Source organism: Corallococcus interemptor (assembly GCF_003668875.1).
In the GTDB taxonomy this organism is placed as follows: Bacteria; Myxococcota; Myxococcia; order Myxococcales; family Myxococcaceae; genus Corallococcus; species Corallococcus interemptor.
Window position 1 is genome coordinate 68073 of the sequence record NZ_RAWM01000012.1, and the last position, 13549, is coordinate 81621.

General features: G+C 70.9%; 1 protein-coding gene (running past one end of the window). It reads left to right on the plus strand.

Going from position 1 to position 13549, the window contains the following annotated elements:
* Positions 1-13549, plus strand: the start of a protein-coding gene (locus D7X96_RS07105; protein ID WP_158626560.1) for a non-ribosomal peptide synthetase. 17939 nt of this gene lie beyond the right edge of the window; the window shows 13549 of its 31488 coding nt (coding positions 1-13549); the start codon lies at positions 1-3; the stop codon falls past the right edge of the window.

Genomic DNA, 13549 nt, shown 5'->3' on the forward strand with positions numbered 1-13549 from the left:
TTGTCGCGTTCTCCTGAGCTGACGCCCTCGAATTCCACCCTCGTCGAAATCTTGCGGACCCGGGCCCAATCGCGGTCCGAACAGCCGCTGTACACCTTCCTGGATGACGCGGGGCAGGAAGACGGAACGCTGAGCTACGCGGGATTGGATGCTCGGGCGCGGCGCATCGCGGTGGCGCTGCGCAAGGTGGCGAAGCCGGGCGAGCGCGTGATGCTGCTGTACCCGCCGGGCCTGGAGTACGTGGCGGGCTTCTTCGGGTGCCTCTACGCGGGGCTCGTCGCGGTGCCGGCGTATCCGCCGGATCCGATGCGGCTGGAGCGCACGCTGCCGCGCCTGCGCGCGATCATCCAGGACGCGAACGCGACGGTGGTGCTCACCACGTCCGGCATCCTGTCCATGACGGAGTTCGTCTTCGAGCAGGCGCCGGACTTGCGCTCGCTGCACTGGGTGGGGACGGACGAGATTCCGGCGGGTGGGGAGGCGGAGTGGACGCCTCCCGAGGTGGACGCGTCCACGCTGGCGTTCCTCCAGTACACGTCCGGGTCCACGGGCTCGCCCAAGGGCGTGATGCTGAGCCACGGCAACCTGGCGCACAACCTGGCGCTGATCACGGACGCGTTCGAGCTGGGCCCCAGCAGCTCCGCCGTCATCTGGCTGCCGCCGTACCACGACATGGGCCTCATCGGCGGCATCCTCACGCCGCTGTACGCGACGTTCCACGCGGCGCTGATGTCGCCGCTGACGATGCTGAAGAACCCGCGCGTGTGGCTGGAGGCCATCACCCGCTACAAGGCCACCATCAGCGGCGGGCCGAACTTCGCGTTCGACCTGTGCGTGCGGCGCATCCCGGCGGAGGAGCGGCAGTCGTTTGACCTGAGCTCGTGGAAGGTGGCGTTCACCGGCGCGGAGCCCGTGCGCCCGGCGACGCTGGATCGCTTCGAGCAGGCCTTCGGGCCGCAAGGCTTCAAGCGTGAGTTCTTCTTCCCGTGCTACGGCCTGGCGGAGGCGACGCTGCTGGTGTCGGGCGGGCGCGTGGACGCCGCGCCGGTGCGGTACGCGCTGGATGCGCCGGCCCTGGAGCAGCGCCGGGCGGTGCCGGTGGACCCGTCCAGGCCGGAGGCGCGCCTGCTGGTGGGCTGCGGCGAGGAGCGGCCGGGGCACCCCGTGGTCATCGTGGATCCCCAGACGCGCGAGGCGTGCGCGCCGGGCGGCGTGGGTGAGATCTGGGTGCGCGGCCCCAGCGTGGCGCTGGGCTACTGGAACAAGCCGGAGGCGACGGCGGAGGTGTTCCAGGCGCGCGTGAAGGGCACGGACGAAGGCCCGTTCCTGCGCACGGGAGACCTGGGCTTCCTGCGGGACGGCGAGCTGTACGTCACCGGCCGGGCCAAGGACCTGATCATCATCCGCGGCCGCAACCACTACCCGCAGGACATCGAGCAGACGGTGGAGGAGAGCCACCCCGCGCTGCGCGCCGGCAGCGTGGCGGCGGTGTCGCTGGAGGTCGCGGGCGAGGAGCGCCTGGTCATCGTGCAGGAGGTCGACCTGCGCAAGGCGGGCAACCTGCGCAAGCAGGTGGACATGGCGGAAGCCGCGGTGAAGGAGATCCGCCAGCGCGTCGCCGAGCGCCACGAGGTCCAGGTGCACGCCGTGGCGCTGATCGAGCCCGGCAGCATCCCGAAGACCTCCAGCGGGAAGATCCAGCGGCACGCGAGCAAGGCGCAGTTTATCGCGGACGAGCTGCGCACGGTGCTGGTGTGGCGCGAGCCGGGGTTCGAGGAGGCGGAAGCCGCGGACGAGTCCCCGGAGCCTGACTCAGCGCCGGTGCGTGAGGACGTGCCGGAGGCCGCCCGGGCCGCGCTGACGTGGCTGGTGGAGCGCGTGGCGGAGCAGCTGAAGGTCCCGGCGAAGACGGTGGACGTGCGTGAGCCCATCACGCGCTACGGCCTGGATTCGCTGAGCGCGGTGGAGCTGGCGCACGCGGTGGAGAAGGGGCTGGGGATCGCGCTGCCCATGGAGCTGCTGCTCCAGGGCCCGAGCCTGGTGGAGCTGGCGAAGCGCATCACGGCCGCGAAGCAGGAGCCGAAGGCGGCGGTGCTCGCGCCCCGGCCGCGTGGAGCGACGCAGCCGCTGTCGTTCGCGCAGCAGCGCCTGTGGTTCCTGGACCGGCTGGAGCAGGGCAGCGCGCTCTACAGCATCCCGGGCGCGGTGCGGCTGGACGGCGCGCTGGATGCGGAGTCGCTGCGGAAGAGCCTGGAGGAGGTCGTCCGCCGGCACGAGTCGCTGCGCACGACGTTCCGCGAGGAGAACGGCGAGGCGGTGCAGCTCATCCACCCGGCGAAGGCCTTCGAGCTGCCGGTGGTGGACCTGACGGGCTTCCCGGAGACGCAGCGCGAGGCCGAGGCGCGGCGGTGCGTGGATGAAGAGGCCGTGCGCCCGTTCGACCTGGGCACGGGTCCGCTGGTGCGCGCGCGTTTGCTCAAGCTGGGTGACGCGAAGCACGTGCTGCTGGTGACGATGCACCACATCGTCTCCGACGGCTGGTCCATGGGCGTGCTCGTGCGCGAAGTGGCCGCGCTCTACGACGCGTTCCGCGCGGGCCGGGGCTCGCCGCTGCCGCAGCTGCGCGTGCAGTACGCGGACTTCGCGCAGTGGCAGCGGGAGTGGCTGCTGGGCGGCGTGTTGGAGAAACAGGTCGGCTACTGGAAGCAGCGCCTGGCCGGAGCGCCCGCGCTGCTGGAGCTGCCGACGGACTTCGCGCGTCCGGCGGCGCAGACGTACCGGGGCGCGACGGTGCCCGTGAAGCTGGGCGCGGAGCTGAGCAAGGCGCTGGGCGCGCTGGCGAAGCAGGAAGGCGCCACGCCGTACATGCTGCTGCTGGCGGCGTTCCAGGTGCTGCTGTCGCGCTACAGCGGTCAGGACGACGTGAGCGTGGGTTCGCCCATCACCGGCCGCACGCGCGCGGAGACGGAGGGCCTCATCGGCTTCTTCGTCAACACGCTGGTGCTGCGCACGAAGCTGGACGGCAACCCGAGCTTCCGCGCGCTGCTGGCCCAGGTGAAGGAGACGACGCTGGGTGCGTACGCGCACCAGGACGTGCCCTTCGAGAAGCTGGTGGAGGAGGTGCAGCCGCAGCGCAGCCTCAGCCACTCGCCGCTGTTCCAGGTGATGTTCGTGTTGCAGCAGGACGTGCTGCCGCACTTCCGCCTGCCGGGCGTGGAGCTGTCGCCGTACGACGTGGAGTCCAAGACGGCGAAGTTCGACCTGACGCTCTACCTGACGGAGACGGCGGGCGGGCTGGAAGGGACGCTGGAGTACAACACCGACCTGTTCGCGGCGGCGACCGCGCGCCGGATGACGGAGCACCTGCGGGTGCTGCTGGAGTCGCTGATCGCGAACCCGGGCGGGAAGCTGTCCGAGCTCCCGCTGATGGGCGCGCAGGAGCAGCAGTCGCTGCTCAAGGACATCTCGGGGACGGACCTGCCGGCCCCGGTGAGCGGGACGATGCAGGCGCTCTTCGAGGCGCAGGCTTCGCGCACGCCGGACGCGCCCGCGGTGCACTTCGATGGGGAGGTGCTGACGTACGCGCAGCTGGACGCGCAGGCGAACCAGCTGGCGCACCACCTGCGTGGCCTGGGCATCGGGCCGGACACGCTGGTGGGCGTGAGCCTGGAGCGTTCCGCGCGCATGGTCGTGGCGCTGCTGGGCGTGCTGAAGGCCGGTGGCGCTTACGTGCCGCTGGATCCGGCGTACCCGCGTGAGCGCCTGGGTTGGATGCTGGAGGACGCGCAGGCCCCGGTGCTGCTGACGCAGCAGAAGCTGCTGGGCGTGTTGCCGGAGCACTCGGCGAAGACCGTGTGCGTGGACACGGACGGGTCCGTCATCGCGCGTCAGCCGGCCACGCCTGTCGTGGCGGGCACGGGCGTGGGGAACCTGGCGTATGTGCTGTACACGTCGGGCTCCACGGGCCGTCCGAAGGGCGTGGCGATTGAACAGCGCAGCGTGGTGGCCTTCCTGCACTGGGCCACGGCTGCGTTCACGAAGCAGCAGCTGGCGGGCGTGCTGGCGGCGACGTCGCTGAACTTCGACCTGTCCGTGTTCGAGGTCTTCGCGCCGCTGGTCAGCGGTGGTGCCGTCATCGTCGCGGAGAACGCGCTCGCGTTGCCGACGCTGAAGGACGCGGGCCGCGTGACGCTGGTGAACACGGTGCCCTCCGCGATGGCGGAGTTGGTGCGCAGCCAGGGCGTGCCGGATTCGGTGCGCACGGTGAACCTCGCCGGTGAGCCGTTGCTGAACCGGCTGGCGCAGCCCCTCTATGCGCTGAAGAACGTCGAGGGCGTCTACAACCTCTACGGCCCGACGGAAGACACGACCTATTCGACGTACACGCGCGTGGAGAAGGGCGCCGCGCGGGAGCCGACGATTGGCCGCCCGCTGACGGGCTCGCGCGCGTACGTGCTGGACGCGTGGCTGCGGCCGGTGCCGCAGGGCGTGCCGGGCGAGCTGTACCTGGCGGGCGCGGGCCTCGCTCGCGGCTACCTGGCGAAGCCGTCGCTGACGGCGGAGCGCTTCGTGCCGAACCCGTTCTCGGCGCAGCCGGGTGCTCGGATGTACCGCACGGGCGACCGCGTGCGGTGGCTGGCGACGGGTGAGCTGGAATACCTGGGCCGCATCGACTTCCAGGTGAAGGTGCGTGGCTTCCGCATCGAGCTGGGCGAGGTGGAGTCGGCGCTGGCGTCCCAGCCCGGCGTGCGCGAGTCCGTGGTGGTGGTGCGCGAGGACGTGCCCGGCGACAAGCGCCTGGTGGCGTACGTGGCTGGCGCGTCGCTGGACACGGCGGAGCTGCGCAAGGGGCTGAAGTCGCGGCTGCCGGAGTACATGGTGCCGTCGGCGTTCGTGGTGCTGGGCGCGCTGCCGCTGACGCCCAACGGGAAGGTGGACCGCAAGGCGCTGCCGGTGCCGGAAGGCCAGTCTTCGCAGCGCCAGTACGTGGCGCCGCGCACGGCGACGGAGGAGCAGGTGGCCACGCTCTTCGCGCAGCTGCTGCGCGTGGAGCGTGTCGGTGCGGAGGATTCGTTCTTCGAGCTGGGCGGCCACTCGCTGCTGGCGATGCAGTTGGTCTCCCGCCTGCGCGCCGCCTTCGGTGTCGAGGTCCCGCTGCGTTCGCTCTTCGAGCTGAGCACGGTGGCTTCGCTCTCGACGTTCGTTGACGGGAAGAAGCAGCAGGCGGAAGGCGCGAACCTGCCTCCGTTGAAGCGGGTGGCTCGTGAGGGCTCGCTGCCGCTGTCGTTCGCGCAGCAGCGCCTGTGGTTCCTGGACCGGCTGGAGCAGGGCAGCGCGCTCTACAACATCCCGGGCGCGGTGCGCCTGGAGGGCGCGCTGGACGTGGAGGCCCTGCGCCTGACGCTCCAGGAGATCGTCGCTCGGCACGAGTCCCTGCGCACGACGTTCCGTGAGGAGAACGGCGAGGCGGTGCAGATCATCCAGGCCGCGGGCCGGATGGCCCTGCCCGTGGTGGACCTGACGGCCGCGGGCGAGACGGAGACCCAGCGCCGCGTCAACGAGGAGGCCCTGCGCCCGTTCGATCTGGGCACGGGCCCGCTCTTCCGCGCGCAGTTGCTCAAGCTGGGCGAGGCGAAGCACGTGCTGCTGGTGACGATGCACCACATCGTCTCCGACGGTTGGTCGCTGGGTGTCCTCGTGCGTGAGATGGCCGCGCTCTACGAGGCGCACACGCAGGGCCGCGCCATGCCGTTGCCGGAGCTGCCGGTGCAGTACGCGGACTTCGCGCAGTGGCAGCGGGAATGGCTGCTGGGCGGAGCGCTGGAGAAGCAGGTCGGCTACTGGAAGCAGCAGCTCTCCGGGGCTCCGGCGTTGCTGGAGCTTCAGACGGACTTCGCGCGCCCGGCGGTGCAGACGTATCGCGGCGCCACGGTGCCGGTGAAGCTGGGCGCGGACCTGAGCCGCACCCTCAACGCGCTGGCGAAGCAGGAAGGCGTCACGCCGTACCAGCTGCTCCTGGCCGCGATCCAGGTGCTGCTGGCTCGCTACTCGGGCCAGGACGACATCTCGGTCGGTTCGCCCATCGCGGGCCGGACGCAGGCGGAGACGGAAGGCCTCATCGGCTTCTTCGTCAACACGCTGGTGCTGCGCACGAAGCTCTCGGGCAACCCGACCTTCCAGCAGGTGCTCAAGCAGGTGCGTGAGACGACGCTCGGCGCGTACGCGCACCAGGACGTGCCGTTCGAGAAGCTGGTGGAGGAGCTGCAGCCGCAGCGCAGCCTCAGCCACTCGCCGCTGTTCCAGGTGATGTTCGCGCTGCAGCAGGACGTGCTGCCGCACCTGAAGCTGTCGGGCATGGAGCTGTCGCCGTACGACGTGGAGTCGAAGTCGGCGAAGTTCGACCTCACGCTCTTCCTGACGGAGACGGCGAACGGGCTGGAAGGAACGCTGGAGTACAACACCGACCTGTTCACGGCGCTGACCGCGCAGCGGATGACGGAGCACCTGCGGGTGCTGCTGGAGTCCGTGGCGGTGCGGCCCATGGCGAAGGTGTTCGACCTGGCGCTGATGAGCGCGCAGGAGAAGCAGTCGCTGCTCAAGGACATCTCGGGGACGGACCTGCCGGCTCCGGTGAGCGGGACGATGCAGGCGCTCTTCGAGGCGCAGGCGGCTCGTACGCCGGACGCGCCGGCCGTCTACTTCGACGGGCAGGTGCTGACGTACGCGCAGCTGGAGGCGCAGGCGAACCAGCTGGCGCACCACCTGCGTGGCCTGGGCATCGGGCCGGACACGCTGGTGGGCGTGAGCCTGCAGCGTTCGGCGCGCATGGTCGTGGCGCTGCTGGGCGTGCTGAAGGCCGGTGGCGCGTACGTGCCGCTGGATCCGGCGTACCCGCGGGATCGCCTGGGCTGGATGCTGGAGGACGCGCAGGCGCCCGTGGTGCTGACGCAGCAGAAGCTGCTGGGCACGCTGCCTGCGCACTCGGCGCGCAACGTGTGCCTGGATACGGATTGGGAGACCATCTCCAAGAATCCTGTGTCGCCCGTCGATGCGCGCACGAGCCTGGGGAACCTGGCGTACGTGCTCTACACGTCGGGCTCCACGGGCCGTCCGAAGGGCGTGGCCATCGAGCAGCGCAGCGTGGTGGCCTTCCTGCGCTGGGCGACGACGTTCTTCACGCCGCAGCAGCTGTCGGGCATGTTGGCCTCGACGTCGCTGAACTTCGACATCTCGGTGTTCGAAGTCTTCGCGCCGCTGAGCGTCGGTGGCTCGGTCATCGTCGCGGAGAACGCGCTGGCGTTGCCGACGATGAAGGACGCGGGCCGCGTGACGCTGGTGAACACGGTGCCCTCCGCGATGGCGGAGCTGCTGCGCAGCGGGGGCGTGCCGGAGACCGTGCGGACGGTGAACCTCGCGGGCGAGCCGCTGCTGAACCGGCTGGCGCAGGCGGCGTACGGACTGAAGAACGTGGAGGCCGTCTACAACTTCTACGGCCCGACGGAAGACACGACGTATTCGACGTACCTGCGCGTGGAGAAGGGCGCGACGCGGGAGCCGACGGTGGGCCGTCTGCTGACGGGCTCGCGAGGGTACGTGCTGGACGCGTGGCTGCGTCCGGTGCCGCAGGGCGTGCCGGGCGAGCTGTACATCGCGGGCGCGGGCCTCTCGCGAGGCTACCTGGCCAAGCCGTCGCTGACGGCGGAGAAGTACCTCCCCAATCCCTTCAGCGACGAGCCCGGCGCGCGGATGTACCGCACGGGCGACCGCGTCCGGTGGTTGCCGAACGGCGAGCTGGAGTACCTGGGGCGCATCGACTTCCAGGTGAAGGTGCGTGGCTTCCGCATCGAGCTGGGCGAAGTGGAGTCGGTGCTGTCCAAGCAGCCCGGTGTGCGCGAGTCCGTGGTGGTGGTGCGCGAGGACGTGCCCGGCGACAAGCGCCTGGTGGCGTACGTCGCGGGCGCGTCGCTGGACGTGGCGGAGCTGCGCAAGGGCCTGAAGGCGCGGCTGCCGGAGTTCATGGTGCCGTCGGCGTTCGTGGTGCTGAACGCGCTGCCGCTCAATCCGAATGGCAAGGTGGACCGCAAGGCGCTGCCGGTGCCGGAGGCCCAGTCGTCGCAGGGCCAGTACGTGGCGCCGCGCACGGCGACGGAGGAGCAGGTGGCCACGCTCTTCGCGCAGCTGCTGCGCGTGGAGCGCGTGGGCGCGGAGGATTCGTTCTTCGAGCTGGGTGGACACTCGCTGCTGGCGATGCAGCTGGTCTCCCGGCTGCGCGCGACCTTTGGCGCCGAAGTGCCGCTGCGTTCGCTCTTCGAACTGAGCACAGTGGCTTCGCTCGCGGCGTTCGTGGACACGGCCCGTGCCACGTCCAACGCCCCGGCGATCGTGGCTCGGCCCCGGAGCGTCACGGAGCCGCTGTCGTTCGCGCAGCAGCGTCTGTGGTTCCTGGACCAGCTGGAGCAGGGCAGCGCCTTCTACAACGTGGCGGGCGGCGTGAAGCTGGAGGGCACGCTGCATGTGGAAGCCATGCGGCGGGCCCTGGAAGAGATCGTCCGCCGGCATGAGTCGCTGCGCACGACCTTCCGCGAGGAGAACGGTCAGGCCGTGCAGGTCATCCACCCGGCGAAGGCCTTCGAGCTGCCGGTGGTGGACCTCTCCGGTGCACAGGACTCGGAAGCGCGGCGGCAGGCGGAGGAAGAAGCCGCGCGCCCGTTCGATCTGGGCACGGGCCCGCTCTTCCGCGCGAAGCTGCTGAAGCTGGGCGAGGCGAAGCACGTGCTGCTGGTAACGATGCACCACATCGTCTCCGACGGTTGGTCGCTGGGTGTCCTCGTGCGCGAGGTTGCCGCGCTCTACGAGGCCCAGGTCCTCGACCAGAAGTCCCCGCTGCCGGAGCTGGCGGTGCAGTACGCGGACTTCGCGCAGTGGCAGCGGGAGTGGCTGCTGGGCGGGGTGCTGGAGAAGCAGGTCGGCTACTGGAAGCAGCAGCTGGCCGGAGCGCCTGCCGTCCTGGAGCTGCCGACGGACTTCGCGCGTCCCGCGGTGCAGACGTACCGGGGCGCCACGGTGCCGGTGAAGCTGGGCGCGGACCTGAGCCGCACGCTCAACGCGCTGGCGAAGCAGGAAGGCGTCACGCCGTACCAGTTGCTCCTGGCCGCGTTCCAGGTGCTGCTGTCCCGTTACAGCGGCCAGGACGACGTGAGCGTGGGTTCGCCCATCGCGGGCCGGACGCAGGCGGAGACGGAAGGCCTCATCGGCTTCTTCGTCAACACGCTGGTGCTGCGCACGAAGCTGGCCGGTAACCCGAGCTTCCAGCAGATCCTCAAGCAGGTGCGTGAGACGACGCTGGGCGCGTACGCGCACCAGGACGTGCCGTTCGAGAAGCTGGTGGAGGAGCTGCAGCCGCAGCGCAGCCTGAGCCATGCGCCGCTGTTCCAGGTGATGTTCGCGCTGCAGCAGGACGTGCTGCCGCACCTGAAGCTGTCGGGCGTGGAGCTGTCGCCGTACGACGTGGAGTCGAAGTCGGCGAAGTTCGACCTCACGCTGTCGCTGACGGAGACGGCGGGCGGGCTGGAAGGAACGCTGGAGTACAACACGGACCTCTTCGCCGCCTCGACGGCGCGGCGGATGACGGAGCACCTGCGCGTGCTGCTGGAGTCCGTGGCGATGCGTCCCTCGGCGAAGCTGTCCGAGCTGGCGCTGATGGGGCCGCAGGAGCGTCACCAGGTGCTGGTGGCGTGGAACGACACGCATGGCGAGGTCACGGGCGACGTGACGTTCCCGGTGCTCTTCGAGGCCCAGGTGCGTCGCGCGCCGGACTCGCAGGCGCTGGTGTTCGAGGACGCCTCGCTCACGTACGCGCAGCTGGACGCGCGGGCGAACCAGCTGGCGCACCACCTGCGCACGCTGGGCGTCGGGCCCGAGGTGCGCGTGGCGCTCTGCGTGGAGCGTTCGCTGGACCTGGCCGTGGCGATGCTCGGCATCCAGAAGGCCGGTGGCGCCTTCGTGCCGCTGGATCCGTCCTACCCGCGTGAGCGCCTGTCCTTCATGCTGGAGGACAGCGGCGCGCCCGTGCTGGTGACGCAGGACTCGCTGAGCCAGCAGTTGCCCACCGACGGCCTGCGCGTCGTGCGCATGGACGTGGAGGCGGCGCACCTCCGGTCGCTGCCGGAGTCCGCTCCGGCCTCCCGCGCCAACGCCGACACCCTGGCGTACGTCATCTACACGTCCGGCTCCACGGGCCGCCCCAAGGGCACGCTGCTGCCGCACCGGGGCCTCAACAACACCGCCCGGCAGGCCGCCGCGGCGAAGGGCCTGGGCACGGGCCGCCGCGTGTTGCAGTACGCGGCGTCCAGCTTCGACGCCAGCGTGTGGGAGGTGTTCAGCACGCTCGTGTCGGGGGCCACGCTGGTGCTCGCGGCGCGCGACCGGCTGCTGCCGGATGAGCCGCTGCGCACGCTGCTCCAGTCGCAGCGCATCAGCACCGTGACGCTGACGCCGTCGGTGCTCGCGCAATTGAGCACGGACGGGCTGGAGGGCCTGTCCACCATCGTCTCCGCCGGTGAGGCGCTGAGCGTGGAGATGGCGCGCAAGTGGGGGCTGGGGAGGACGCTGATCAACGCGTACGGCCCCACCGAGACCACGGTCTGCGCGACCCTCACGCACGGCGGAGTCCGCGCGGATCGCCTGACCATCGGCAAGCCGCTGGCGAACGTGCGCGTGTACGTGCTGGATGCCCTGCACCACCCGGTGCCCGTGGGCGTGGCCGGTGAGCTGTACGTCGCCGGTGAAGGCCTCGCGCGCGGCTACCAGGGCCGGCCGGACATGACGGCGGAGAAGTTCGTCCCCAACCCGTTCAGCGACGAGCCCGGCGCGCGGCTGTACCGCACCGGCGACCGCGTGCGCTGGCTGGCGGATGGCGAGATCGAATACCTGGGCCGCATCGACCACCAGGTGAAGGTGCGCGGCTTCCGCATCGAGCTGGGTGAAATCGAGGCCGTGCTGCTGCGCCACGCGGACGTGCGTGAGGCGGTGGTCGTGGTGCGCGAGGATGTCCCGGGCGACAAGCGGCTGGTCGGCTACGTCGTGTCGCAGCCGGGCCGGACGGTGGACGCGGCCTCGCTGCGCAAGCACCTGAAGGACGGCGTGCCGGAGTACATGGTGCCGTCGGCCTTCGTCGTGCTGGACGCGCTGCCGATGACGCCCGCCGGCAAGGTGGACCGCAAGGCCCTGCCGGCCCCCACGGGCGCGCTCACGCGTCCGGACGCCTACGTGGCTCCGCGCACGACGACGGAGGCCCGCGTGGCGGCCCTCTTCGCGCGCGTGCTCACCGTGGAGCGCGTGGGCGCGGAGGATTCATTCTTCGAACTGGGTGGCCACTCGCTGATGGCCACGCAGCTGGTGTCGCGCCTGCGCGGCGAGTTCCAGGTGGAGCTGCCCCTGCGCGCGCTCTTCGAGTCCCCCACGGTGGCCGCCCTGGCCGCCCGCGTGGACGAGGCCACCGGCGCCGAGCGGAAGTTCAAGACGCCGCCGCTCAAGCCCGCGTCGCGCGAGGGCTCGCTGCCGCTGTCGTTCGACCAGGAGCGCCTCTGGCTCTTCGAGCAGCTCACGCCGGGCACGCCCATCTACAACGTGCCCAGCGCGGCCCGCCTGAGCGGCGACCTGGACGTCGAAGTGCTCCGCCGCGGCCTGGAGGAGATCGTCCGGCGCCACGAGGCGCTGCGCACCGTCTTCCAGCAGGACGCGTCCGGTGCTCCCGTGCAGGTCGTCCTGCCGGCGAAGCCGTTCGTGCTGCCGGTGGTGGACCTGTCCTCGCTGCCCGCCGACCAGGCGGAGGCCGAGGCCCGCAAGCACCTGAACGCGGAGGCCGCCCGGCCGTTCGATCTGGTGCAGGGCCCGCTCCTGCGCGCCCAGCTCCTGAAGCTGAGCGCGCGTGAGCACGTGCTGTGCCTCGCCATGCACCACATCGTGGTGGATGGCTGGGCCGTGGGCGTGTTCATGCACGAACTCCAGGCGCTCTACACCGCGTTCTCGCGCGGAGAGGCCTCGCCGCTGCCCGCGTTGCCCGTGCAGTACGCGGACTACACGCTCTGGCATCGCAACTGGCTGAGCGGCGACGTGCTGGAGCAGCAGATCTCCTGGTGGAAGAAGCAGCTGGCCGGAGCGCCCCGCATCGCGCTGCGCACGGACGCGCCGCGCCCCGCGGGCGACCGCTTCCACGGTGACAGCCGCCGCTTCCACCTGTCTCCGGAGCTCACGTCCCGCATCGAGGCGCTGGGACGAGGGGAGGGCGCCACGCTGTTCATGGTGCTGCTCGCCGCGTTCGACGCGCTCCTGCACCGCCGCACGGGTCAGGACGACATCGTCGTGGGCACGGACATCGCGAACCGCGCCCGTGAGGAGCTGGAGTCGCTGGTCGGCTTCTTCACCAACCAGCTCGTCCTGCGCACGCAGGTGTCGGGCGACCTGTCCTTCCGCGCGCTGCTGGAGCGCGTGCGCAAGGGGACCCTGGACGCCTACGAGCACCAGGACCTGCCCTTCGGCACGCTGGTGCAGGCGCTCAAGCCGCCGCGTGAGCCGGGTGGTCAGCTCTTCAACGTGAAGTTCGTGCTGGAGAACGCGCCGCTGCCGCCGCTCCAGCTCCCGGGCCTGGAGCTGAGCCTCCTGGACGCGGAGACGAACGGCACCGCCAAGTGGGACCTGCTCGTCGTCGTCTTCCCGTGGCAGGGCGGGCTCACCGTCACGGTGGAGCACAACACGGACGTGCTCGACCGCGCGTCGGTGGAGCGCCTGTTCGCCCACTTCGAGTCGTTGCTGCGCGCCGTCGTGGACGACCCGGAGCGCCGCATCGGCATGCTGCCGCTGCTCACGCCGGATGAGCGCGGCACGCTGGCCGCGTGGAACGACCGCCCGAGGACGTACCCGCACGGTCAGCCCGTGTCGCGCGTCTTCGAGGCGCAGGCCGCCCGCGCCCCGGACGCGGTCGCCGTGAGCTTCGAGGGTGAGACGCTGACCGCCGCGCAGCTCAACGCGCGCGCCAACCAGCTCGCGCACCACCTGCGTGCCCTGGGCGTCAGGCCCGGCAAGCGCGTGGGCGTGTCCCTGGAGCGTTCGCTGGATCTCGTCGTCGCGGTGCTGGGCATCGCCAAGGCGGGCGGCGCGTACGTGCCGCTCGACCCAAGCTTCCCCACCGAGCGCATTTCGATGCTCATCGAGGACGCGGGCCTGTCCGCGCTGGTCAGCGTCTCCGCCATCGCGGACGAGCTGCCCGCGCAGTGGCTCCAGGTGATCTGCCTGGATGACGACGCGGCCGCGCTCGCGAAGCGTCCGGACACCAACCTCGACACCGCGCCGAGCGGCGAGGACGAGCTGTACGTCCTCTACACCTCCGGCTCCACGGGCCGGCCCAAGGGCGTGTCCGTGCCCCATCGCGCCGTCGTGCGCCTGGTGTGCGGACCGGAGTGGGTGAGCCTGTCGTCCAAGGAGGTCTTCCTCCAGCTGGCGCCGCTCGCGTTCGACGCGTCCACCTTCGAGCTGTGGGGCGCGATGCTCA